The organism is Mesorhizobium sp. RIZ17, assembly GCF_051127865.1.
GTDB lineage: Bacteria > Pseudomonadota > Alphaproteobacteria > Rhizobiales > Rhizobiaceae > Mesorhizobium > Mesorhizobium humile.
Genome location: NZ_CP147861.1, coordinates 1,776,460 through 1,800,412, shown reverse-complemented (window position 1 = coordinate 1,800,412; position 23,953 = coordinate 1,776,460). Strand labels below are relative to the sequence as shown.

At 64.0% G+C, this 23,953-nt stretch carries 25 protein-coding genes; 12 read left to right on the top strand and 13 right to left on the bottom strand.

Annotated elements, in window-relative coordinates:
* Window positions 1-16: 16 nt before the first annotated feature.
* From ssuD to WDX12_RS08925, 3 genes are read left to right on the top strand one after another with little or no spacing between them, the layout of a single operon-like run.
* Window positions 17-1,174 (top strand): FMNH2-dependent alkanesulfonate monooxygenase, encoded by a 1,158-nt coding sequence (gene ssuD, locus WDX12_RS08935; RefSeq protein ID WP_434724618.1) that lies wholly within the window; start codon window positions 17-19, stop codon window positions 1,172-1,174.
* Window positions 1,171-1,950, top strand: coding sequence for an ABC transporter permease subunit (locus WDX12_RS08930; RefSeq protein WP_320298244.1), 780 nt, complete (start codon window positions 1,171-1,173; stop codon window positions 1,948-1,950). Before ssuD ends, WDX12_RS08930 begins: the two co-directional genes overlap by 4 nt.
* A 7-nt stretch (window positions 1,951-1,957) precedes the next feature.
* Complete coding sequence (locus tag WDX12_RS08925; protein WP_434724617.1) at window positions 1,958-2,758, top strand: ABC transporter ATP-binding protein; 801 nt, start codon at window positions 1,958-1,960, stop codon at window positions 2,756-2,758.
* 39 nt (window positions 2,759-2,797) lie between these two features.
* On the opposite strand, the gene WDX12_RS08920 is transcribed toward WDX12_RS08925, so the two are convergent.
* A complete protein-coding gene (locus WDX12_RS08920; protein ID WP_320298242.1) occupies window positions 2,798-2,983 on the bottom strand; it encodes a hypothetical protein in 186 nt (61 codons plus the stop codon).
* A gap of 310 nt (window positions 2,984-3,293) precedes the next feature.
* Here WDX12_RS08920 and WDX12_RS08915 point away from each other — a divergent pair, with 310 nt between their 5' ends.
* The 3 genes from WDX12_RS08915 to WDX12_RS08905 all read left to right on the top strand — a co-directional run bounded on the left by WDX12_RS08915 (window position 3,294) and on the right by WDX12_RS08905 (window position 6,301).
* A complete protein-coding gene (locus WDX12_RS08915) occupies window positions 3,294-3,656 on the top strand; it encodes a septal ring lytic transglycosylase RlpA family protein (protein ID WP_320298241.1) in 363 nt (120 codons plus the stop codon).
* 555 nt (window positions 3,657-4,211) lie between these two features.
* A complete protein-coding gene (locus WDX12_RS08910; protein WP_434724616.1) occupies window positions 4,212-5,489 on the top strand; it encodes a polyhydroxyalkanoate depolymerase in 1,278 nt (425 codons plus the stop codon).
* 194 nt (window positions 5,490-5,683) lie between these two features.
* A complete protein-coding gene (locus WDX12_RS08905; protein WP_320298239.1) occupies window positions 5,684-6,301 on the top strand; it encodes a transglutaminase-like cysteine peptidase in 618 nt (205 codons plus the stop codon).
* A 291-nt stretch (window positions 6,302-6,592) separates the two neighbouring features.
* Here the strand turns inward: WDX12_RS08905 and WDX12_RS08900 are convergent, their stop codons facing one another.
* Window positions 6,593-7,519 (bottom strand): IS110 family transposase, encoded by a 927-nt coding sequence (locus WDX12_RS08900; protein ID WP_434725596.1) that lies wholly within the window; start codon window positions 7,517-7,519, stop codon window positions 6,593-6,595.
* Between the two features lie 377 nt (window positions 7,520-7,896).
* On the opposite strand from WDX12_RS08900, the gene WDX12_RS08895 reads away from it, so the two are divergent.
* The gene (locus tag WDX12_RS08895) at window positions 7,897-8,127 is read left to right on the top strand and encodes a hypothetical protein (protein WP_320298238.1); all 231 of its coding nucleotides are present in this window, start codon (window positions 7,897-7,899) and stop codon (window positions 8,125-8,127) included.
* 324 nt (window positions 8,128-8,451) lie between these two features.
* Here WDX12_RS08895 and WDX12_RS08890 read toward each other — a convergent pair whose 3' ends face one another.
* From WDX12_RS08890 to WDX12_RS08870, 5 genes are all read right to left on the bottom strand, one after another.
* Window positions 8,452-9,474, bottom strand: a complete 1,023-nt coding sequence (locus WDX12_RS08890) for an IS110 family transposase (RefSeq protein WP_434724615.1) — start codon at window positions 9,472-9,474, stop codon at window positions 8,452-8,454.
* A gap of 309 nt (window positions 9,475-9,783) precedes the next feature.
* Window positions 9,784-10,146: a helix-turn-helix domain-containing protein gene (locus WDX12_RS08885; RefSeq protein ID WP_320298237.1), complete on the bottom strand. Its 363-nt coding sequence runs from the start codon at window positions 10,144-10,146 to the stop codon at window positions 9,784-9,786.
* 10 nt (window positions 10,147-10,156) lie between these two features.
* Window positions 10,157-10,681, bottom strand: a complete 525-nt coding sequence (locus tag WDX12_RS08880) for a Smr/MutS family protein (protein WP_434724614.1) — start codon at window positions 10,679-10,681, stop codon at window positions 10,157-10,159.
* Window positions 10,678-11,784 carry a murein transglycosylase A gene (mltA, locus tag WDX12_RS08875; RefSeq protein WP_434724613.1) on the bottom strand — a complete coding sequence of 369 codons (1,107 nt, stop codon included), beginning with the start codon at window positions 11,782-11,784 and terminating at the stop codon, window positions 10,678-10,680. Before mltA ends, WDX12_RS08880 begins: the two co-directional genes overlap by 4 nt.
* A gap of 135 nt (window positions 11,785-11,919) precedes the next feature.
* Window positions 11,920-12,627 (bottom strand): Tim44/TimA family putative adaptor protein, encoded by a 708-nt coding sequence (locus tag WDX12_RS08870; protein ID WP_320298234.1) that lies wholly within the window; start codon window positions 12,625-12,627, stop codon window positions 11,920-11,922.
* Window positions 12,628-12,830: 203 nt separating this feature from the next.
* Here WDX12_RS08870 and WDX12_RS08865 point away from each other — a divergent pair, with 203 nt between their 5' ends.
* Window positions 12,831-13,325 (top strand): FxsA family protein, encoded by a 495-nt coding sequence (locus WDX12_RS08865; protein ID WP_434724612.1) that lies wholly within the window; start codon window positions 12,831-12,833, stop codon window positions 13,323-13,325.
* Window positions 13,326-13,443: 118 nt separating this feature from the next.
* Window positions 13,444-13,947, top strand: coding sequence for a protein-export chaperone SecB (secB, locus tag WDX12_RS08860; protein WP_320298232.1), 504 nt, complete (start codon window positions 13,444-13,446; stop codon window positions 13,945-13,947).
* A 627-nt stretch (window positions 13,948-14,574) separates the two neighbouring features.
* Here secB and dnaQ read toward each other — a convergent pair.
* The 5 genes from dnaQ to WDX12_RS08835 form a co-directional block, all read right to left on the bottom strand.
* Complete coding sequence (gene dnaQ, locus WDX12_RS08855) at window positions 14,575-15,282, bottom strand: DNA polymerase III subunit epsilon (RefSeq protein ID WP_434724611.1); 708 nt, start codon at window positions 15,280-15,282, stop codon at window positions 14,575-14,577.
* Between the two features lie 75 nt (window positions 15,283-15,357).
* The gene (gene coaE / locus WDX12_RS08850) at window positions 15,358-15,963 is read right to left on the bottom strand and encodes a dephospho-CoA kinase (protein ID WP_434724610.1); all 606 of its coding nucleotides are present in this window, start codon (window positions 15,961-15,963) and stop codon (window positions 15,358-15,360) included.
* Window positions 15,963-16,790, bottom strand: a complete 828-nt coding sequence (locus WDX12_RS08845) for a shikimate dehydrogenase (RefSeq protein ID WP_434724609.1) — start codon at window positions 16,788-16,790, stop codon at window positions 15,963-15,965. The genes coaE and WDX12_RS08845 overlap by 1 nt, the downstream gene beginning before the upstream one ends.
* On the bottom strand, window positions 16,783-17,382 hold the full coding sequence (locus tag WDX12_RS08840) for a Maf-like protein (protein WP_434724608.1): 600 nt from the start codon (window positions 17,380-17,382) through the stop codon (window positions 16,783-16,785). The genes WDX12_RS08845 and WDX12_RS08840 overlap by 8 nt, the downstream gene beginning before the upstream one ends.
* Before the next feature lie 170 nt (window positions 17,383-17,552).
* Window positions 17,553-18,374, bottom strand: coding sequence for a pyruvate, water dikinase regulatory protein (locus WDX12_RS08835; RefSeq protein WP_320298227.1), 822 nt, complete (start codon window positions 18,372-18,374; stop codon window positions 17,553-17,555).
* A 401-nt stretch (window positions 18,375-18,775) separates the two neighbouring features.
* On the opposite strand from WDX12_RS08835, the gene hemE reads away from it, so the two are divergent.
* The 3 genes from hemE to rho all read left to right on the top strand — a co-directional run bounded on the left by hemE (window position 18,776) and on the right by rho (window position 21,836).
* Window positions 18,776-19,804 (top strand): uroporphyrinogen decarboxylase, encoded by a 1,029-nt coding sequence (gene hemE, locus WDX12_RS08830; RefSeq protein WP_434724607.1) that lies wholly within the window; start codon window positions 18,776-18,778, stop codon window positions 19,802-19,804.
* Window positions 19,801-20,337, top strand: a complete 537-nt coding sequence (hemJ, locus tag WDX12_RS08825) for a protoporphyrinogen oxidase HemJ (protein ID WP_434724606.1) — start codon at window positions 19,801-19,803, stop codon at window positions 20,335-20,337. The genes hemE and hemJ overlap by 4 nt, the downstream gene beginning before the upstream one ends.
* Before the next feature lie 233 nt (window positions 20,338-20,570).
* A complete protein-coding gene (gene rho, locus WDX12_RS08820) occupies window positions 20,571-21,836 on the top strand; it encodes a transcription termination factor Rho (RefSeq protein ID WP_140783138.1) in 1,266 nt (421 codons plus the stop codon).
* 80 nt (window positions 21,837-21,916) lie between these two features.
* Here the strand turns inward: rho and WDX12_RS08815 are convergent, their stop codons facing one another.
* Window positions 21,917-23,932 (bottom strand): thioredoxin domain-containing protein, encoded by a 2,016-nt coding sequence (locus WDX12_RS08815; RefSeq protein ID WP_434724605.1) that lies wholly within the window; start codon window positions 23,930-23,932, stop codon window positions 21,917-21,919.
* Between the last annotated feature and the right edge of the window lie 21 nt (window positions 23,933-23,953).

The following is a 23,953-nucleotide window of genomic DNA, read 5'->3' as shown; positions in this document are numbered from 1 at the left end:
CTCCAGGGTATCAGCCATGACCGCATCAGCCAGCCCGCTCGATTTCTTCTGGTTCATCCCGACGCATGGCGACGGCTCCTATCTCGGCACCGAGAAGCAGCAGCGTCCGCCCGAGTTCGGCTACTTCAAGGAGATCGCGCAGGCGGTCGACAGGCTTGGTTTCCCCGGCGTGCTCTTGCCCACCGGACAGAACTGCGAGGATTCCTGGATCACCGCCACCGGCCTTGCGACGCTGACCGAAAGGCTGAAATTCCTGGTCGCGCTGAGACCCGGCGTGACGCTGCCGACCTTCGCGGCGCGCCAGACCGCGGCGCTCGACCGGCTGAGCAAGGGCCGGCTGCTGCTCAATGTCGTGGTCGGCGGCAACCCGACCGAGCTTGCCGGCGACGGCGTGTTCCTGCCGCATGACGAACGCTATGCGCAGGCGCAGGAGTTCCTCAGCATCTGGCGCGGGCTGGTCTCTGGCGAGCGGGTGAATTTCGAAGGCAAATATTACCGCGTCGAGAACGGCCGCCTCGACCTGTTGCCGCTGCAGGAGCGGCCGCCGCTTTATTTCGGCGGCTCTTCCGATGCCGGCCAGGAGCTCGCGGCCGACCTCGTCGACATGTACCTGACCTGGGGCGAGCCGCCGGCGCAGGTTGCCGCAAAGATCGCATCGGCGCGCGAGAAGGCGGCGCGGCGCGGCCGCAAGCTGCGTTTCGGCATCAGGCTGCATTTCATCGTGCGCGAAACCGAGGACGAGGCCTGGCGCGCCGCCGAGCGGCTGATCAGCCATGTCACCGACGCGCAGATCGAAAATGCCCAGGCCCGTTTCCTCAAGGAGATGGATTCGGTCGGGCAGCGGCGCATGGCCGAACTGCATGGCGGCCGGCGCGACAGGCTCGTCGTCTCGCCAAACCTTTGGGCCGGCGTAGGGCTGGTGCGCGGCGGCGCCGGCACGGCGCTGGTCGGCACACCCGAGCAGATCGTCGAACGCATCCGCGAATACCAGGCAATCGGCATCGACACCATCATCGGCTCGGGCTACCCGCATCTCGAGGAGGCCTACCGCGTGGCCGAATTGCTATTCCCGCGTCTTGGCCTCGGCACGCAGCGGCAGCGGGCGCACAAGGATATCGCCAACGAGTTCTCCGTCGGATTCCACGGCGCCGGCCGCCTGCAGGCGGCGTCATGAGCCTGGCCGCCCGCGTCGCCCGCAACGGCGCGGCCGGCTGGCTGCTGCCGGCGGCAATCATCGCCGGCTGGGAAGCCGCCTCGCGCGCGGGCTTGATCCCGGCCAATGTGCTGCCGGCGCCGAGCGCGGTGGCCGAGGCCTTCTGGCGGCTGACATTGTCGGGCGAGCTGATCCGCAACATCGGCGTCTCCACCCTGCGCGCGCTGTCCGGCTTCGCCATCGGCGGCGCGATCGGGTTCGCGCTCGGCCTCGCCAACGGATTGTCGGCGCTGAGCCGGGGCCTGACCGACACGACGCTGCAGATGATCCGCAACATCCCGCATCTGGCGCTGATCCCGCTGGTCATATTGTGGTTCGGCATCGACGAGGAGGCGAAGCTGTTCCTGGTGGCCCTCGGCGTCTTCTTCCCGATCTACGTCAACACGCTGCTCGGCATCCAGAGCGTCGACCCGCAGCTGGTCGAGATGGGCCGCGTCTACGGCCTCGACCGGCGCGCGCTGTTCTTCCGGGTGATCCTGCCCGGCGCGCTGCCGTCGATCTTCGTCGGCCTGCGCTACGCGCTGGGCATCATGTGGCTGACGCTGATCGTCGCCGAGACGATCTCGGCGAGTTCCGGCCTCGGCTACATGGCCATGCAGGCGCGCGAGTTCCTGCTGATCGACGTCGTGGTGCTGTCGATCCTGATCTACGCGCTGCTCGGCAAGCTCGCCGACAGCCTGGCCCGCCTGCTCGAGCGCCTGTCGCTCGGCTGGCATCCCGCCTTCCAGAAAGGGTGAGAACAAGATGCCGGCCGCCACCTTAACCGCCGCACGTTCCCTCGTCTCCACGCCAGCGCAAGCCCGGACGATCGGCTCGGTCGAGGGCCGCCGGGCCTTCGCGTTCAAGGAGGTGGGAAAACGCTTCGGCGACAAGGTCGTGCTGGACGGCATCAGCCTCGACGTGCGGGCCGGACAATTCGTGGCCATCATCGGCAAGAGCGGCTGCGGCAAGAGCACGTTGCTTCGGCTGCTGGCCGGGCTCGACCGCCCGAGCAGCGGCTCGCTGACCTTCTCAGGCGAGGAAGGCCACAGCCGCACGCGCTTCATGTTCCAGGAACCGCGCCTGCTGCCGTGGATGAGCGTGGTGAAAAATGTCGAGATCGGCCTCACCGGCATTGCCGGCGGCATCGAGGCCAGGCAGCGGGCACTTGCCATGCTTGACGAGGTCGGGCTGGCCGATCGCGCCGACGAGTGGCCTTCGGTGCTGTCGGGCGGTCAGAAGCAGCGCGTGGCGCTTGCCCGCGCCCTGGTCGGCCAGCCGCAGATCCTGGCGCTCGACGAGCCGCTTGGCGCGCTCGACGCATTGACCCGCATCGAGATGCAGCAGCTCCTGGAACGGATATGGCTCGACCAGAAGTTCACCGCCGTGCTGGTGACGCACGATGTCGGCGAGGCCGTGGCGCTCGCCGACCGCGTCGTGGTGATCGGCGCCGGCAGGATCGCCCTCGATCTCGACGTGCCCGTGGCGCGGCCCCGCCGGCACGGCTCGGCGGAGCTCGCCCATATCGAGGGGACCATCCTGGACCATCTGTTCGGCCGGGCTTGATCGTACGGCACGCACGCCACTGCTTGCCATCAATGCCGGTCAGACGCGGGTGCGGCTTGCCCAGCGCAGCCCGACCACGCCGACCAGCATGGTGACGAGCCCGATATAGAGCCATTGCGTCTGGCCGGTCATGAAGCTGCCCTTGACGAAGCCGAGGCCTTGCAGCGACCACAACGCACCTAGCCCCAGCACAATCAGCGCCAGCACAAACCTGATCAATCGCATCGGCTTGACCCTCTCCGGAAGTCGATCCTGAACGGCAATGGGGACGCAACAAAAGACGCGGAGGAATCGAAACAGTTCGGCTCCTCCGTACTTCAAATCTTGAGGGCCGATGTTGCCCGGAATGTCCCCGGAGCCGACCCGATATTCATTGAGAATACGCCTTCCTGGTGCTGGAAATATCATGACAAACTGTTTCGCGGCGACTCCAAACGTGTGCCGTCGCCATGGAACCGCCAGATCAATGCCGCATTTCGTGCCTCATTCGGCACATATCGGCGGGGCCTACCTTTAACGGAGCCACCCCCAAAGCATGAAGAAATCCAACCAGACCGCGCTTGTCGCGGCAACGATCGCGGCTGGCCTAATGGCCGGCGCCTCGTCCGCTTCCTCCGCCGCCGCTCAGTGCGGCCGCGCTTCCTGGTATGCGCTGCATTCCAGAACCGCCTCAGGGGAACGCATGAACCCCTCGGCACTGACTGCCGCCCATCGCACCTTGCCCTTCGGCACCAAGCTCCGGGTCACCAACAAGAACAACGGCCGCAGCGTCGTCGTGCGCATCAACGATCGCGGCCCGTTCGTGAAGGGACGCATGCTAGATCTGTCGCGCGGCGCAGCCGGCGAGCTCGGCTTCATCGGTTCTGGCCATACCGCCGTCTGCATGGCGCGCGTCTGATACACTGCACAGGGATTTGACCGGTCGGCTCTGTTTGCATTGGCAGGCGGCATGCCTTGGAGATTGGCCGAAACGCCCATCGCGATCGTCGTTCTGGGGCGGAGCAGGAGCGAAGCTCCGTCGCGAAGACCCTAGAATCCATGCCGCTACCTTCGCCAGGAGTACAACGGAGCAAAATTCCGCACCGTGGCGGCGCTTCCAAGTCACCGCATGGATTCTATGGTCTGCGCCGCGTCGCTTCGCTCCTTGCTCCGCCATAGAATGACGAGGTTGGGCGGCCGTCGCACCACGATCCAATGCGAGCCCTCAAGGGTTCCGGATCGTGGTCCGTGGCCGGATGACGGGGCCGGACACATATCTTTCACATTTCCGCAGTGCACATTGAGCCGGCTCGTCCGCGCAAGGCTGATTTTCAACAGGTTGAACGAAAGATGCATTCGTCAGACAAAATGACGTATTGCATCGCAACAATATCTTGTTAACCTCGCCGGGAGACATTCAAGGCTCGGCGCTGTCCGTCGTCCCTTTGGTCGTCGGACGGCAGCGGGGTTCTCGATGTTCTACCAGCTCTACGAAATGAACCATGCGGCGCTGCAGCCGGCCCGCCTCTATGCCGACGCGGTGCGGCTGTTCTACTCCAACCCGCTCAATCCGATTTCCCACACCCCCTTCGGCCGCTCGGTCGCGGCGACCGCGGAGCTCTTCGAGCGGACCACGCGCCGCTACGGCAAGCCGCAATTCGGACTGGACAAGGCCGTCGTCGACTGGAAAAGCGTCGACGTCACGGAAAAGACGGTCTGGTCGAAGCCGTTCTGCAACCTCGTCCGTTTCGAGCGCGCGCTGCCCGCCGGCCGCAAGCCCGACCCCAAGCTGCTCATCGTGGCGCCGATGTCGGGCCATTACGCGACGCTGCTGCGCGGCACGGTCGAGGCGATGCTGCCCCATGCCGACGTGCACATCACCGACTGGGTCGATGCCCGCATGGTGCCGGTGGCGCAAGGCAGCTTCGATCTGGACGACTATATCGACTATGTCATCGACATGTTCCATGCGCTCGGTCCCGACACCCATGTGATGGCCGTGTGCCAGCCTTCGGTGCCGGTGCTGGCGGCGGTGGCGCTGATGGAAAAGCGCGGCGATCCCTTCGTGCCCTCCACCATGACGCTGATGGGCGGCCCGATCGACACGCGCCGCAATCCGACCGCGGTCAATCTTCTGGCCGAGGAAAAGGGCATCGACTGGTTCCGCGACAATGTCATCATGCAGGCGCCCTGGCCGGTGCCGGGCTTCGGCCGCGCGGTCTATCCCGGCTTCCTGCAGCTTTCGGGTTTCATGAGCATGAATCTCGACCGCCACATCATCGCCCACAAGGACTTCTTCATGCACCTTGTGAAGAACGACGGCGACAATGCCGAGAAGCACCGCGACTTCTATGACGAGTATCTGGCGGTGATGGACCTGACGGCGGAGTTCTACCTGCAGACGGTGGACACCGTGTTCGTGCGCCACGCCCTGCCGAAGGGCGAGATGAAGCATCGCGGCGAGCCGGTCGATCCGAAGGCGATCCGCAATGTCGCGTTGCTGACCATCGAAGGCGAGAACGACGATATTTCCGGCCTCGGCCAGACCCAGGCCGCGCACGATTTGTGCGTCAACATCCCGGCCGACAGACAGGCGCATTACATGCAACCGGCCGTCGGCCATTACGGCGTCTTCAACGGCTCGCGCTTCCGCTCCGAAATCGTGCCGCGCATCGCCGACTTCATTTCCAGCTATGGCCGCCAGCACCGCGTGGCGACGAAGCCGAAGCTGGTCCGTTCCGCCAAGAGCTGAACGTCGTAAAACCGCTTCGGAGCGGACTGCCGCCATCCGGCGGCCGGCGGTGTTGCGCCCATGCCTCTGTTGCGAAAGTGCCGCTATGGGATCGTCCAGGTAACCATGCCGTCAAACTGGCCGTCGTCTCTAATTGACACGGACTGTAAATCGCCTTTAACGTTTCGTTAATAAAGAACAGGGCGGCGGGGACAATGACTTCCTCAGCGATGGCGCGGATTCTGCGTTTGTGTTCGGTCGCAGGGCTGGCGATTTCGGCTCACTGGGCGGCGCCCGCCTGGGCGGCGGGCGCGATGGCCACGAGCGGCCTGACCTCGCAGCCGATCGGCCATTACGATTTCTGCAAAGCGCGCCCGAACGAATGCAACATCCACCCTGCAGATCTCGAACCTGCAAAGATGACGGACAGCCTGTGGCGCAGGCTGGTCAGCGTGAGCGCCAAGGTGAATGCCGCCGTCAAGCCGTTGAGCGATCTCGATCACTACGGCAAGGACGAGGTCTGGGCCTATCCGGATGATGGCTATGGCGACTGCGAGGACTATGTGCTGGAAAAGCGCCGCCAGCTCTATCGCATGGGCATGTCGCTCGCCGACCTCTTGATCACCGTCGTGCGCAAGCCGGACGGCGAAGGCCATTCGGTGCTGACGGTGCGCACCGACAGGGGCGATTACGTGCTCGACAACCTGACCGACAAGGTCAAGGCCTGGGACGCGACCGGCTATCGTTTCCTCAAGCGGCAGGCGATCGACAACACCGGCCGCTGGGTCTCGATCCGCGACGGCCAGCCGGTGCTTGTCGGCTCGGTGCAGTAGAAACCGGGCGCCTGCTTTTCTTCGCGAGGCGCTCTACCTCCCTGCGCGGTGGGTGAAACGCGCGGCGCATGCCGGGCCGGTTTCGACGCTGGGCGAAAAGCTCCCCGTGGCTGAAGGTGGAGGTGTGTTGAGCTTCTGGCGCCAACCTTGGAGATTGGCCGAATCCCTACGTGACGTCGTCATACTCGGGCTTGACCCGAGTATCCATGCCGTGACGCTTACCGTGGAGTGCAACGGTGCAGAATTCTGTAACCGTTGCAAAGCGTTGGCGTAACGGCATGGCAACTGTGTTCACGCAAACGCAGTTTTGTCGCGAATGATAGCGTTGAGGACGACCAAGAGCTTCCTTGCGACGGCGATGATGGCGAGCTTCTTGGAGCCCGACCGGGCAGCAAGGGCTGTGTAGAAGGACTTGAACCGGTCGCAGGTTCTGATGGCCGTGAGGGCTGCCATATAGAGGGCGCGGCGCACGCGTGATCGCCCGCCTTGGATCTGGCTCCTGCGGTTGAGCTTGCCGCTCTTGTTGTCGAACGGGGCAAGGCCGACGAGTGCTGCGATCGCCTTGGGTGAGCGCTGGCCGAGCTCGGGCAGGAGCGCCAGCAGCGAGAGCGCGCCGACCTTGGAGACACCGGGCACGGAGACCATCAGCGCATGGTCGCGAGCGGTGTCCTGGTTTTGACGAATGACTTCGGCAATCTGGCTCTCGAACGCCTTGATGCGCGTGTCGAGGAAGGCGATCGTCTCTTCCAGATCGGCAATGACGACCTCCTCGAAAGCCTCGGCGAGGTGCTTCTTCAGCGCTGCCCGCATATTGACCAAGTGATCGCGGTGGCCGGCAAGCGATTGAAGCCGCTCGACTTCTTCGCTCGGCGCCGGCTCGGCTTCAGGGCTATAGCGACGGCCGTAGTCGCTCAGCATCCTGGCATCGAGAGGATCGGTCTTGGCGCGCCGGCGCGTCGACTTCGAATAGTGGTGGGTATGGGCCGGGTTGTGCCGCGAGAACGGCACGCCGGCCTTGGCCAGCGCATGGCGCAGGAGCCGGTCATGCACCCCTGTCGCCTCCATGACGACGAAGTCCCGACTGGGATCAAGACCCGCCACATAGGCCGCGATCGCATCGGCCTGGTTGTCGATGCGCCGAAGACGGCCGCTTGTCTCATCAAAAAAGTCGAGCCACTGCTTGGAGATGTCGCAGCCGACATAGTTCTGGGCTATCATGTCCACGCCTCTTCCTGTGGTGCGGGGTCTGCTTCGAACAGCCCCGTGCAACTGTTCAGGTTGATGGTTCACCTGTGGGAAGGGACCGGGCCATGCCACGGCCTGTCCGAAAGGACGACCAGGATCCACTCGGTCTCCTTCCCACTTCAACCATACACCAGAACCAACACACAGGATTCTAGGGTCTGCGCGCGTCGCTTCGCTCCTTGCTCCGCCCTAGAATGACGACCGAGCTGTCGTAGCCGCACATTGCAAAGGCCGATGACAACAAAAAACCCGTAACCGCCTCCGAAAATTTTCAGGCGACTCCGTGAACCGTTTCCGTTCGGCCGGCGACACACAGCCGTAGACGACAAACCCAACCACGGAGAATTTCAATGACTGCCTTTTTGCGAAACACCTTGCTTGCCGCCATTGCCGTGTCGGCCCTGACCGGTTCGGCCCTGGCCGACGACACCGTCAAAAGCTGCGCCAAGACCAATCTCAACGACCTCTGGAGCGGCCGCTGCTGCGGCGTCAGCAGCGTCAATTGCCTGGGCGGCGGAAACGGCGGCCGCGACCATCACGGCAACAATGGCGGCCGCGGCAGCACCAACGGCAAGTACTGATCTCAAAGTGAGAGATCGAGAAGGCTGCCTGCGGCGTGGTAGGCAAGAGCCTCGACCCTCGCGGCTTCGTCATGTATGGACGGCCCCTCTTGGGCAAGAGGCAAAATAGCGGCGACGGCTTAAGTCTGGAGCGGTCATGTATTCGGCCTTTGATGCGGTCGATTTGATGACCGCTGGCCCTCAGGGGTTACGCGGATCGAGTTCCAATCATTCTAGCGCGCTTTTTAATCGCGATGACGAAGGCGGAGTGTCTCGACCCAGGTCCTGACCATTTTGCCGTGCTGCTATTTGCTCCTTACGCTGTTAAGGGCCTCGCTTTGCGGGTTATGCCGCAGCCGGCGCCCTGTATTGTTGTCCCGAGCTCAGCATTGCCCAGATGATGCGCGCGGTCTTGGCTGCCTGCGCCACGACCGCGACCTTGACCGGGCGCCTGGCCAGCAGGCCGCGTATCCAGGGCGAGCCTCTGTCGGGCTTGGCCCTGACCTGGCGCAGCCAGGAACTGGCGCCGAGAATGAGCAGCCTTCGCAGGTCTCTGTCGCCGGCGCGACTGATATGGCCCGTCAACTTGTGCTTGCCGCCGGTGTCATGACTCTTGCGGGTCAGGCCGAGCCACGCCGCGAAGTCCCTGCCCGAGGCGAACTGGCGGCCGTCGCCAATGGCCGCGATGGTTGCATGTGCGATGATCGGGCCGACGCTCGGGATCGTCGTCAGCCGCAAGGCCGCTTGCTGCTGCCTGACCTGAGCCAGGATCTGCTTGTCCAGCTTGCCGATCTCGCCATCCAGCGCCCGCCATTGTCCGGCCAGCGGCGCCAGGCAGATCAGCAGCGCCGCGGGGATGGCCTCATCCGAGGTCTCGATGCGCTGCAGCAGCGCTTCCAGGCCCGCAGCCCCCTGGGCGCTTGTCTGGCCCATCTCATAGAGCAGGCCACGCATGGCGTTGGCCAACTGCGTGCGCTGGCGCACCAGAAGGTTGCGCGTGCGGTGCAGGCCCCTGGCCCATTGCTGTTCGACCGTCTTGATCGGCACGAAGCGCATGTCGGGCCGGCTCACCGCCTCGCAACAGCCGTGCGCGTCGCGGGCATCGTTCTTGTTGCGCGGAACATAGGGCTTCACATAGGCCGGCGGCATCAGCTTGACGTCATGGCCGAGCGCGCTGAGCGTGCGGGCCCAATGATGAGCCGAGCCGCAGGCCTCCATGCCGATCAGCGCCGGCGGCTGCGCGGCGAAGAACTTCTCCACCTGCGCGCGGCGCAGCTGGCGCTGCACCACCACGCGCCCGGTCGCATCCACGCCGTGCACCTGAAACACATTCTTGGCCAAATCGATACCAAATCTGATAGCTTGCATGACGGACGGTCTCCTTCCGCTGGAGTTAATCACAGCCCAGTTTGGCACATTCGATGCCGCAAGGGGCCGTCCACCCATCATTCTAGGGCGAAGCGAGGAGCGCAGCGACGCAGCGCAGACCCTAGAATCCATTCCGTTACCTTTAGGCGTCGCCGCGGTGCAGAACGAACTCTGTTCTGCACCGCCTTTGCCCTTCGCGCGAGATCACGGAATGGATCCTCGGGTCTGCGCGTCCGCTTCGCGCCCGCTCCGCCCGTGGATGACGAAGCTCGGGCGCTTCGGCTAACCCACCCGTTGTCATAAGGGCAACTATCCCCTCAGCGCAGCCCGGACCGACGCGGTGATTTTCCGCAATTCCGTCTCATCGAGCCTCTCGATGCTTTCAGCCAAAAGATTGGCCAGCTCGGTGGCCGCCGGCGACAGGCCCGACGTGTCGATCCTGACTCTGGGGTGCGAGCTTTCGGCGAGACGGACAAGATCCTCGGCATCGTCCCAGATGATGTTGAAATAGCCGATGATCTTCTGGATCAGCGTCCAGGTCGGGGCGCCGCGGCGGCCGTGCTCGAGCGCCGACAGATAGGCGGCGCTAACGCCGATGGCCTCGGCCATCGCCTTCTGGCTGACGCCGCGCTCGGCACGCAGCGCCCTGAGCTTTTCGCCGAACGGGGTCATGCCGGCCGGCTCATGAGCGTATCCGACGCAGCCGCACATAGAGCGCGCCCGAGCCGCCATGGTTGCGGGCCGCGTGATCGTGACTGGACACAAGATGGCGGAAAGCCGGTGTCGACAGCCAGGCCGGCACGGCGCGGCGCAGGATGCCGTCGCCGCCGGAGGACGAACCCTTGCCGGTGATGATCAGCACGTAACGGATGCCGCCAGCATGCGCCCGGTTGAGGAAGGTGAGCAGCAGCGAATAGGCCTCGTCCTGCGTCATGCCGTGCAGGTCGACGCGGCCTTCGATCGGCAGCCGGCCTTTCTTCAGCTTGTGCAGCGTCTGGTCGTCGAGCGAATGCGCCACATGCGGCGTCTTCGGCTTGGCGGCCACAACCGCAACGCCATTGGCGGCAGGGCGCGGCGGCTCTGGCTTGGGCTCGACGATGTCGGGAATCTCGACGGCGGTCTTGCCTTTCAGCGGCCGCGCCGAACGCGCCACCAGGTTCCACAGGATGCGGTCGTCGTCGCTGAGATGATCGTCGCGGCGGCTCACCGGCGCGCTCCCTCGAACAGGCCGCGGGGAACCAGGGCATAAAAATCCGCCGCGTTGCGGACCACGCCGGCGATTTCGCCGGCGGCGTCGCCGGAGCCGGCGAAGAGATCGCCGCGCGCGGGTCCGGTGATGGCCGAGCCGGTGTCCTGCGCGATCATCAGCCGCCGGAACGGTTTTCCGTCGAAGGCGGTGAGCGTCGGCGCGTCGATGTAGAAGGGCGTGCCGAAGGTGTGCAGCAGGCGGTCGACCGCAACGGAGCGTCCCGGCGTCAACGGCACCTTGGCGGCGGCGATCGGACCGAGCCTGACATCGTCGACTTCGGCTTCGCGGAAGAATATGTAGGAGCGGTTTTGCCACAGGATCTCGTCGACGCGGTCGGGATGCGCCTTGAACCAGGCACGGATCGACTGCATCGTCACCTTTTCGAGCGGTATCTCGCCGAGCTCGCTCAAGGTCTTGCCCGGGCCGGTGAAGCGTTGGCCGGACTTGGCGGCGTAAGTGACGCGGGCGAGCCTGCCATCGGTCATCTTCAGCCGCGCCGCACCTTGCACATGGATGAAGAAGGCATCGACCTTTTCGGCGAGCCAGGCGATTTCCAGGTTCCGGCCGGCAAGCGCGCCGCGCTCGATTTCGCCGCGGTCGAAATATTCGACGGGAGCAGCATTCGTACGGCGGGCGAAGGCCAGATAGGGGTCCATGCCGGCCGGCCGGTTGCCGTCGTCGATGTCGATCAGGTCGGCGGGGCGGGACAGCAGCGGCACGGTGAACCGCTCCGTCCTGACCGGCGAGGCCTCGACCTCCGGCTCGTAAAAACCGGTAACGAGACCGGCGCTGCCACCTTCACCTTTCACCAGCATCGGAACGAAATGCCGTTCGAAGAAGGAGCGCGCTTCCAACCGATTCGGCTCCGAAATGGCACGCGCCTCGGCATAGGCCTGGGCAAAAGCGTTGAAATCGACGCCGAGCGATCCTGTGCGGTAAGGCTTTATCGGGGCGTGAAAGGCCGAGCGGCGGAACGCCGCAAAGGCCGCGAGGTGGTCATCCCCGGCCCATCCGGGCAGGTCCCTGAACGACTTTTGGCTGAATGTGGGAGAGAGCGGCACGACCGAGCCCCGCCGCTTAGAGCCGGATGATTTCAGGTCGAACCGACCTGAAATCTGAATCCGCCTCTAATTCAAAGAGATGGAGCATGATGTGATCCGAAAACCGCCCCACACTTTTCGGCATCATGCTCTAGATCAATCTTCTTCTTCGGTGGCGACGAGCTTCCAGTTCGGGTCGCGCGAGCGGGTGTCGCGGGCGAAGGTCCAGACATCCTTGACCTCGGCCACCGTCTCCGGGTCGCCGTCGATGACGGCGCCGGCCTTGTCGCGGGTCGCCGAGATCAGCTCGGAGACGACGCGCAGCGTGATGTGCGCTTCCGAGCCCTTCATTTCGGCGGCGACGATGTCGGCCTTGTCGATGCCGACGAAGGACGACTGGATCTTCTCCGATTTGGCCTCGCGTTCGCCGATCGCGGCGACAAAGCCGTCATAGACTTCGCGCGACAACAGGTTCTTCAGCGTCTTACGGTCGCCGTCGGCATAGGCCATGACGATCATCTCATAGGCCATCTTGGCGCCGTCGACGAAGCCCTTCGGCTCGAAGGATGCGTCATTGTCCTTGATGGTGCGCAGGCCCTTGTTGAGATCGGTGTCGGGCTTGGCGAAGGCGTCGATGTCGGCATAGGTCTCGGGCGCGGTTTCGCCCGGCGCCCGCTTGCGCGGCAGCGACACGACATTTTCAGGCTTCTGCGCCGCATCGGCCTCGCGGGTACGGCTCGCCGAATAGGGATCGAAGGGCGGACGCTCGTTTCCGGTGCGACGTCCAAGCACGTTGCGCAGCTGGAAAAAGATCACAACCGCCGCAATCAGGAAGAAAATCGTGCCGAAGTCGAAGAAACCCATATTTTCCGCCAACCCGATCCTGTCCTTGCCGGACCGGCATAGCCCCCTCGGGGGACCGCGGTCGCATAGCGTTCAACACTCAAAGCATATAGAACGGCAGGCGCAATCATTCAAATCAAAGGCAGCCATACCTATCTAAGGGCGCCAAGGCCAGCGGCGATTGCCGCGAGCGCCGCAAAAGAAGAAAGCGATCGGTCAAAGACTTGCGCATCTCGTTCATCCCGTTGTTCCTGCTCCTGCTGCCGCTGCTGGAGATCGCCGGCTTCGTCGTCGTCGGCCGCGAAATCGGCGCTTTGGGGACGGTCGGGCTGGTGATCCTGTCCAGCGTCGCGGGCAGCCTGCTGCTCCGGCATCAGGGTTTTGGCGTCATGACGCGGGTGCGGACGGAGATGGATGCCGGGCGCGACCCCAGCCGACAGCTCGCGCATGGCGCGATGATCGTGCTCGCGGCGATCCTTTTGATCATCCCGGGCTTCATCACCGACATATTCGCCATTCTTCTGTTGCTGCCGCCGGTGCGCGACCTCGCCTGGCGCCTGCTCAAGAACCGCATCGTCATGGCGACAAGCTTCTCGAGCGGCTTTTCGGCCCGCCGGCGCGACAACGTCATCGACCTCGACGACACAGACTATTCGCGCGACGACTATCCGAACCGGCCGGACCACAATTCACCCTGGCGGCGGCTGAAGAACGACTAATCGCAGCCCACTGTCCCGCACAGGCGGCAAAACTTGTTTTGTCCGGCCGACCATGGTAGCGAACCCGCGATTTCAATCCGGTCAGCAATGCTGCCCAGGCAAAAGGACTTTAAGGCTCATGGCCAGCAACGACGACGCGGCGACCGGCGCCGCCAACGGCAACGGCACCCAGAACCAGCCCTCGCTCAATGTGCTTGCCCAGTATGTGAAGGACCTGTCCTTCGAGAGCCCCGGCGCGCCGAATTCGCTGCGCGGCCGCGACAAGGCGCCGGGCATCGCCATCAACGTCAACGTCAACGCCAATCCGCTCTCGGACAAGCAGTTCGATGTCAATCTGACGCTGAACGCCAAAGCCTCCTTCGACCAGGAAGTGCTGTTCAATGTCGAGCTGGTCTATGGCGGCGTCTTCGCCATCTCGGGCTTCCCGCAGGAGCACATGCTGCCGCTGCTCTTCATCGAATGCCCGCGGCTCCTGTTCCCCTTCGCCCGCCAGATCATCGCCGACGCCACCCGCAATGGCGGCTTCCCGCCGCTGATGCTCGACCCGATCGATTTCGCGCAGATGTTCCAGCAGCGCATCGCCGAGGACCAGGCGGCGGCTGGCAAGGTCCAGGTGAGCTGAGAGGGCGCACCGCTACGCATCGAGAGCCCGGCTTCGTGCCGGGCTTTTTGTTGGAGACGTCTGAGATTAGCGAAGGCCTCCGTGCCGTCGTCATTCTAGGGCGGAGCAAGGAGCGAAGCGACGCGCGCAGACCCTAGAATCCATGCCGTGATGCCAAGGCGTTGCAACGGTTACAGAATTCTGTACCGCTGCGCTCTATGGCAGAGGTCGCGGCATGGATACTCGGGTCAAGCCCGAGTATGACGACATCACCAGGGGTTCTGCCATTCTCCAACGTCGGCGCTTCAGCACCCCGCTCAGCCCGCGGTCGCCACCTTCAGCCACAGCGCCTTTTCGCCCAGCGTCGAAACCAGACCGGCATGCGCCGCGCGGTCCGCTTTTTTGGCGACGTCTGAGATTAGCGAAGGCCTCCGTGCCGTCGTCATTCTAGGGCGGAGCAAGGAGCGGAGCGACGCGCGCAGACCCTGGAATCCATGCCGTGATGCCAAGGCGTTGCAACGGTTACAGAATTCTGTACCGCTGCGCTCTATGGCAGAGGTCGCGGCATGGATACTCGGGTCAAGCCCGAGTATGACGACGTCACGAGGGGTTCTGCCATTCTCCAACGTCGGCGCTTCAGCACCCCGCTCAGCCCGCGGTCGCCACCTTCAGCCACAGCGCCTTTTCGCCCAGCGTCGAAACCAGACCGGCATGCGCCGCGCGGTCCGCTTCGCTCAACCGTGGCGGCAGGGCGATCGGCCTTGCGCCGATCGAGATGTCGATATCGGCCACCTCGCCGTTGCCGTTCATCTGCACCGCCACGGTCTCCAGCACCAGCGCCGCCTGCTTGCCGCCGATGAGCTCGATATAGACCTCGGCCAGCAGTTCGGAGTCGAGCAGCGCGCCGTGCTTGGTGCGGCGGGTGTTGTCGATGCCGTAGCGCCGGCAGAGCGCGTCCAGCGAATTCGGCCCCATCGGATGCTTGCGGCGCGCCAGCGCCAGCGTGTCGACCACGCGGCCGGGATCGATGGCGGCCTGCTCGAGCCGGCTGAATTCGAGGTTGAGGAAGCCTATATCGAAAGTGGCGTTGTGGGCGATCAGCTTGGCGCCGTCGGTGAAGTCCAGCCATTCCTGGGCGATTTCGGCGAAGGTCGGCTTGCCGACAAGGTCGGCGGCGCTGATGCCGTGCACGGCCTGCGCCTCAGCGTGGATGGCGCGCCCCTGCGGATTGATGAATTTGTGGAAGGTGCGGCCGGTCGGGAAGCGGTTGACCAGTTCGACGCCGCCGAGCTCGATGATGCGGTCGTCGCGCAAATCAAGGCCGGTGGTTTCCGTATCGAAGATGATCTCACGCATTCGAATCAATCCGCTCCAAGCGAGCAGAATCACAAACCAGAACAAAATGGCAATGGGGACTGCTGACAGCGGACGTCAGGAACCATGCCGGCCGGACTTATCCCCCGTCAATTCGCCAATGACGGCCTCGACCGACTTCCGCGCCGCCTCGAAGCCATTTCCGGTGTCGATGATGAAATCGGCCTGGCGGCGCTTTTCAGCGTCGGGTACCTGCTTGGCGAGGATCGACGAAAACTTCTCCTCACTCATGCCCGGCCTGGCGAGCACGCGCTCCCGCTGGATGTCGGGCGACGCGGTGACGACCACGACCTTGTCGACGCGGCTGCGCCCTCCCGTTTCGAACAGCAGCGGGATGTCGAGCACGGCGAGCGGCGCGCCGGCGGCGCGGTGCTTCGCCAGAAACGCCTCCGCGTCGGCGCGCACCAGCGGGTGAATGATCGCTTCCAGTTTCTTCAGCGCGGCGGGATCGGCGAGCACCATTCCGGCGAGCTTGACGCGATCGACCACGCCCGCCTGCGTCGTGCCGGGAAAGGCCGCCTCGACCAGCGGTGCTGCCTTGCCGGAATAAAGCCGATGCACTGTCTCGTCGGAATCATGCACCGGCACGCCGGCCTCGACGAACAGCTTGGCCGTCGCCGACTTGCCCATGCCGATCGATCCGGTCAGGCCGAGCACGATCATCAATGGCCCTCGATGTCGGCGACGATCATGCGCCGCAGCTCGGGCGTGACGTCCGGCTTCCTGCCGAACCAGCGCTCGAAGCCGGGCACCGCCTGATGCAGCAGCATGCCGAGCCCGTCGACCGTTTTCAGGCCGCGCGCCCTGGCGGCGGCGAGCAAAGGCGTCTCCAGCGGCACATAGACAATGTCGGTGACGATGGCGTGGTCCGGCAACGCGCCCGGATCGGCGGACAGGGTCTCATTGCCATGCATGCCGAGCGAGGTGGTATTGATGAGCAGGCCGGCATCGCCGAGCAGCTCACCGAGCGCATCTCCGCCATGCGCCGAGGCGCCAAAATGGCGCCCGAGTTCCTCCGCCCGGGCGAGTGTCCGGTTGACGATGCGGATATCTTTTACGCCGCGCTCTTTCAGCGCATGGATGACCGCGCGGGAAGCGCCGCCGGCGCCGAGCACCACGGCCGGACCGTTGGCCGCCCATCCAGGTGCATATTGGTCGAGGTTGGCGGCAAAGCCGTAGCCGTCGGTATTGCCGCCCCACAGAACGCCGTCCTCGAACCACAATGTGTTGACCGCGCCGATCGCGGCGGCCGCGTGATCGCGGCGGGCGACGCCGGCGAAGGCCGCCTCCTTATGCGGGATGGTGACATTGCCGCCGCGAAACCCATTGTCGCCAAGCGCCTTCAGGAAGGACGCGAACTCATCCGGCGCGACGTCGATCGCCTCATAGCTGCCATCGATGCCGTATTGCGCCAACCAGTAGCCGTGGATCTTCGGCGAGCGCGAATGGGCGATCGGATGTCCGGTCACGAAGGCCTTTTTCTCAGCCATCGATGGCCCCCAGTTCGCGCAGCTCCTTAAGCACCGCCAGGAGCGGCAGGCCGACGATGGTGAAGTAGTCGCCCTCGATCTTCTCGAACAGCTGGATACCTTCGCCCTCGATCTGGTAGGCGCCGACGCTGGTCAGCGCCTTGGCGCCGACCAGCGCCAGATACCGGCCGATGAAAGCGGGATCGAGCTTGCGCATGGTGAGGCTCACGACGCCGACATGGCGCCACAGCACTGCGCCGTCGCGGCAAAGCACGGCGGCGCTGTTCAGCTGATGCGTCTTGCCCGAAAGCGCGAGCAGATGGCGACGCGCGCCTTCCATGTCGGCGGGCTTATGGAAGATCTCGTCGCCCAACGACAGCGTCTGGTCGCAGCCGAGCACCAGCGCGCCCGGCCTGCGCTCGCTGACCTCGGTCGCCTTGGCCTCCGCCAGGATCGACGCGACATCCTCCGGCGAGACGCCGCTGTCCTTCAGCGGAGCCTCGAGCGCGCGCTCATCGACATTTGCCGGCACCGCCTCGATGTCGAGGCCGGCATTGACGAGCATCGCCTTGCGGTACGGACTGCCCGAAGCGAGGATGATTTTCTCGGCCATGATTTTTTCGCGCTTGATCCGTGGCACCGACTAGGGCGTTGAGATTCAGGTCAGGCCGAGCCGAAAGTGGTGGCTTCCGAGAACCGGAGCGGAGCGTACTTAAAGTACGTGAGCACCGGAAGCGCAGGAAGCCGCTACTTGCAGGCCGGCCTCACCTGAATATCGACGCCCTAGCGCGTCTTTCCCCGCAGGGCAACGATGGCGGCCGCCGTTTCCTCGATGGAGCGGCGGCTGACGTCGATCATCGGCCAGCCATGTCTCGTGCAGAGTTGGCGCGCATAGGCGAGCTCCTCGTTGATCGCGGCACGATCGACATAGTCGGTCGACACATAGGGGGCGGTGTTGCCGAGGATGCGGTTTTGCCTCACATGAGAGATGCGCTCGGCCGTGGCGATCAGGCCGACGACCAAGGGCGTCTTGGCGGCGATCAGGCTTTCGGGCAGCGGCACGCCGAGCACGATCGGGATGTTGGCGGTCTTGATGCCGCGATTGGCGAGATAGATTGAGGTCGGCGTCTTCGAGGTGCGCGAAATGCCGATCAGCACGATGTCGGCATCGTCCATATTGGCCGGCAGTTGGCCGTCATCATGCTCCATGGTGAAGTTCAACGCATCGATGCGGCGGAAATATTCGGCGTCGAGCACGTGCTGGGCGCCGACGCGGCGGCCGGCCGGCGTGCCGAGATAGGACTGGAAGACGGTAAGCACCGGTTCCAGCACCGAGACGCAAGGCAGGCCCATCGCCGCGCAACGCTCGTCGATCGAGCGCGCCAGCTTCTGGTCGACCACCGTATAGAGAATAATGCCGGGCTCCTCCTCGATATCCTCGAAGACCTTGGCGATCTGCTTTTCCGTGCGGATCAGCGGATAGATGTGCTCGATGGCACGGGCATCCTTGTACTGGGCGGATGCAGCGCGGCCGGCCGCCAGCAGCGTCTCGCCGGTGGCGTCGGAGATCAGATGCAGATGGAAGAAGCTCTGAGGTTTGTTCACAGGGGATGGGTCCAGGCTGTGGGCAATTGTGGACAAGGCTGGGTGAGCAGGCCTTGGGTCGGGAGGCGACTGTATCAGATGGCCGCTTGTCCACAATTCGACCCGCTGTAGGCTTTGTCGCGGCGCTGGGGACAAAACTGGGGATCAACTTTTCCTGGCCGGTTTCATCCACAGCACGGAGTTTGGAACGAAAAGCTCAAGCTTTTGACTCCAAAGCTAGAATCCGCTTCGTCCCCAGATCCCTCCAAATTGCGAAAGCGAGTACGCGACAATATGCTGACTGGCCTTTTCGGCCCGCAGGCTGGACAGGTCGCAATCATCACAACCAACAGACTCTTAGAATCAGAAGACTCTTTTAAAATAGATATTTGATTTAGAGGGACTGGAGAGGGCAGCGCTGGATGGCTGGGAAACGGATCATGCTGGACGTCCTCAAGGGCGAAGCGGTTTCACCGCCGCCGCTCTGGATGATGCGCCAGGCGGGCCGCTATCTTCCGGAATATCGTGAGACAAGGAAGCGAGCGGGATCCTTCCTCGATCTCTGCTACGATCCGGACCTCGCGGTCGAGGTGACGCTGCAGCCGATCGAGCGCTTCGGCTTCGACGCCTCGATCCTGTTTTCCGATATCCTTGTCGTGCCCAATGCCTTGGGGCGGGATGTTCGCTTCGAAGAGGGCCGCGGACCGATCCTGAAGCCGATCTCGGCATCGGAGATTCCGGCGCTGAACGGCGACATGTTTCACGTGAATCTCCAACCGGTCTACGAGACCGTGCGCCGGCTGCGCGCCAAACTGCCCGACGAGACCACGCTGCTCGGCTTCTGCGGTGCGCCCTGGACAGTGGCGACCTATATGATTGCCGGGCACGGCACGCCCGACCAGGGCCCTGCCCGGCTTTTCGCCTATCGCGAGCCCGAGGCCTTCGGACAGCTTCTGAAGATTCTGGCCGACCATTCGGCTGCCTATCTCATCCGCCAGATCGAAGCCGGCGCCGATGCGGTGCAGATTTTCGATTCCTGGTCGGGCGTGCTGGACGAGCCGTCCTTCGAGGCCTTCTGCGTCGAGCCGGTGGCCGAGATCGTGCGGCAGGTGAAGGCGGTTCACCCCGGCGTGCCGGTGATCGGTTTTCCGAAGGGCGCCGGTGAGCGTTATCGCGACTATAGGGCAAAGACCGGCATTACCGGCCTCGGTCTCGACTGGACCGTGCCGCTGTCGATGGCGAAGGAACTGCAGCGCGACGGAGCGGTGCAAGGCAATCTCGATCCGCTGCGCCTGGTTGCCGGCGGCAAGGCACTGGCCGACGGCGTCGATGCGATCTTGAGGACTTTGGGTGGTGGGCCGCTGATCTTCAACCTCGGCCACGGCATCACGCCGGAAACGCCGGTGGCGCATGTCGAGGCGATGGTGAAAATGGTGAGGAGCCGGCGATGAGCAATGTGGGCAACGAGAATAGCACCGGCCAGGCGATGATGCGCATGGTGGTCGGCATTGTCGTGCTCGTCGTGCTGACGGCGCTGCTCTATTTCGTGGCGGGCGACGGCTTCTATCCCTGGGCCAAGGCGATCCATGTGATTGCCGTCATCGCCTGGATGGCCGGCATGCTCTATCTGCCGCGGCTCTTCGTCTATCACGTCGATGCCGTGAAAGGCTCGGTGCAATCCGAGACCTTCAAGGTGATGGAGCGCCGGCTGCTCAGGGGCATCATCAATCCGGCGATGATCGTGACATGGGTGCTCGGCCTGTGGATGGCCTGGAAGATCTTCCATTTCGAAGGAGGCTGGCTGCACGCCAAGATCGCGCTGGTGCTCGTCTTGTCGGGCCTGCACGGCTATCTCGCCGCCGCGGTCAGGAAATTTGCCGAGGACAAGAATGAAAAACCGGCGCGGCACTGGCGGATCGTCAACGAGATCCCCACATTGCTGATGATCGCCATCGTCATCCTGGTCGTCGTGAAGCCGTTCTAGATCGTGAGCATGATCTTTTCCGAAAACCGGTTCCCACTTTTCGGGATCATGCTTTAGGCTTCCCCGTCAGGCTGGGACCCCGCAAAAGGCGGCTTGCTCTTTCAGGCGACCGACGATAAAAGACGGGTCTTCCTTCCCGTCATGCGCCGCCCCCTTTACTCGCTTTCGGCCGCGCCCGGCATTTGTCGTATTCAGCCGATTTTCCTCCCCAAAGCCTACCCAGAGTCTATCTAATGCAAGAAATGAAACTCGCAGAGTTCAAGAACAAGAAGCCGCCAGAGCTGATCGCTTATGCCGAGACGCTCGAGGTGGAGAACGCCAGCGTCATGCGCAAGCAGGAGCTGATGTTCGCAATCCTGAAGAAGCTCGCCGCCCAGGACATCGAAATCATCGGCGACGGTGTGGTCGAGGTGCTGCAGGACGGCTTCGGCTTCCTGCGCTCGGCCAACGCCAACTACCTGCCGGGTCCCGACGACATCTATATCTCGCCGTCGCAGATCAGGCGCTTTTCGCTCAAGACCGGCGATACGGTCGAAGGACCGATCCGCAGCCCGAAAGAGGGCGAGCGCTATTTTGCGCTGCTCAAGGTCAACACCATCAATTTCGACGATCCCGAAAAGATCCGTCACAAGATCCACTTCGACAATCTGACGCCGCTCTACCCGACCAAGCGGCTGAAGATGGAGATCGACAATTCGACCTCCAAGGACATCTCGCCGCGCGTGATCGATCTGGTCGCGCCGATCGGCAAGGGACAGCGCGCGCTGATCAACGCGCAGCCGCGCACCGGCAAGACGGTGCTGATGCAGAACATCGCCCATTCGATCACCGCCAACCATCCGGAATGCTACCTGATCGTGCTCCTGATCGATGAGCGTCCGGAGGAAGTGACCGACATGCAGCGCTCGGTGAAGGGCGAGGTGATCTCCTCGACCTTTGACGAGCCGGCGGCGCGCCACGTGCAGGTCGCCGAAATGGTGATCGAGAAAGCCAAGCGCCTGGTCGAGCACGGCCGCGACGTCGTCATCCTGCTCGATTCGATCACGCGCCTCGGCCGCGCCTACAACACCGTGGTGCCGTCATCCGGCAAGGTGCTGACCGGCGGTGTCGACGCCAACGCGCTGCAGCGCCCGAAGCGCTTCTTCGGCGCCGCCCGCAATATCGAGGAAGGCGGCTCGCTGACCATCATCGCAACCGCGCTGATCGATACGGGCAGCCGCATGGACGAAGTCATCTTCGAAGAGTTCAAGGGCACCGGCAACTGCGAAATCCAGCTCGACCGCAAGGTGGCCGACAAGCGCATCTACCCGGCGATGGACATCCTCAAGTCGGGCACCCGCAAGGAAGACCTGCTGGTGCCGCGCGCGGACCTGCAGAAGATCTTCGTGCTGCGCCGCATCCTCGCGCCGATGGGCACGACCGACGCGATCGAGTTCCTCATCGACAAGCTCAAGCAGACCAAGACCAACGCGGATTTCTTCGATTCGATGAATACGTGATTGGGCTATCCTCCCCGTCGTGGGAGGTCGGCTCGCGAAGCGCTCCCCCTTCTCCCACAAGGGGAGAAGGAAAAAAGGCGCTATCGCCGCAACAGCTTCTCCAACGCACCCGCATCCGTCACCACCGGCAGGCATACCTGCCCGCTGCAGAACCAGGCGCCTGGCTTGTCCGTCGGCGGCAGCACCCCGCCCGGCAGCAGTGGTCGATTCGCTTCCGTACCGATCGCCACCACGATATCGACCCGGCGCGGGTCCGGATTCCGATTCGTAACCGGAACGAGGCTTGAAGACTCAGGCTTGTCTATAATGACGAGCTTCAATGGCCCGAGCGCCAGCGCGCAGGCATTGACGATGCCGGCCTGGCCATAGGCCTGTTGAGACGCGCGGCCCATGGCGTGTTCGGCGGTGGTCCAGGCCTTTTCCCAGAGATCGAGGTCGCCGGTGAGGGACGACAGCCGCACCAGCGCCTCGACGATCTGGCTGGTCGCCGAGGGAATTGCCTCATCGACATCGCCGCGGATGCGGATCGGAACGTCGCCGCTGTCCGACGCCGTCAGCCAGTAGCCGGTCTTGTCGCCGTCCTGGTGCCAGCGGTCGAGTTCGCCGATGAACTCCAGGGCGCGATCGGAATAGGCCGGATCGCCGGTCGCCTCGAACAGCGCGATCGCCGCGTTGGTCATGGCGGCGTAATCGCTCGACAGCGCCGGAAAGAGTTTCTTGGCGCCAAGCATGGAATGCGGCAAGCGGCCGCCCTGGCTCGCCCCAAAAATATAGGCGAAGGCTCTTGCGGCGTCGTCGATCCAGTCGCGCCTGCCAAACGAGCGGCCCGCCTCGGCAAGTGCGGCGATCATCAGCCCGTTCCAGTCGGTGAGCGCCTTGCCGTCGCGGCCCGGCCTGACGCGATGTTCCCGAACGGCCAGCAGCCTTGCCTTCAGCGGCGCGAGCTGACCATAGTCGGCGATGCCTTGACTTTGCCGCGCCGCGCTCTGGCGAATGATCGGCTTGCCTTCCCAGCCATGCGGCGCGGCGAGCTCGAAATAGCGGAAGAAGATGGGGGCATCGTCGCCGAGCGCGGTTTCGATCTCCTGGCGGCTCCAGGTGTAAAAAAGCCCCTCCTCGCCGTCGCTGTCGGCGTCGAGGCTGGCGGCGAAGGCGCCGCCTTCGACCAGCATCTCGCGCAGCAGCCAGCCGACGGTCTCTTCGATTCGCACCCGGAACAAGTCGTTGCCCGAGGCGGCATAGGCCCAGTTGCACAGGCGGATGAGCTGGGCGTTGTCGTAAAGCATTTTCTCGAAATGCGGCACCAGCCATTCGGCGTCGGTCGAGTAGCGGCTGAGGCCACCGCCGACATGATCGTAGATGCCGCCGGCGAGCATTTTCTCAAGGCTGAGGAGCACCGCGTCGCGATGCGCGGCCTGGCCGTCGCGCAGCCAGGACAGCCAAAGCGCTTGCATGAACGGCGCGTTGGGAAACTTTGGCGCGCCCTTCAAGCCGCCGAGATCGCGGTCGATCATGCCGTCGATCCGGCCGGCGAGATCGGCGAGCGTATCGCGGTCGAGGATAGCTTTGCCTAGCGTGCCGGCCAGCCGTTGCTCGACATGGGCGGTCAGCCCGTCGGCGCTTTCGGCGAGGCTTTGCTGCTTTTCGCGCCAGGCCTTGTCGACCGCCTCAAGCACCTGGATGAAGCCGGGCCTCCCGTAGCGCGCCTCGCGCGGGAAATAGGTCCCGCCCCAGAAAGGCTTGCCGTCGGGCGTCAGGAACATGGTCAATGGCCAGCCGCCCTGCTCGCCCATGGCGTGCAGCGCGGCCATATAGATCTGGTCGATGTCCGGCCGCTCCTCGCGATCGACCTTGATATTCACGTAGAGCCGGTTCATGACGGCCGCCACGGCGTCGTTCTCGAAGCTTTCATGCGCCATGACATGGCACCAGTGGCAGGCGGCGTAACCGATGGAGAGCAGGATCGGCCGCCCGAGCTCCTTCGCTTCGGCAAGGGCCGCGGGCGACCAGCCGCGCCAATGCACGGGATTGTCGCTGTGCTGCTGCAGATAGGGGCTGGCCTCTTCGGCAAGCAGGTTTCGCGCGGGCAGGGTCAAGATGGGCGGGCTCGGCTCTCG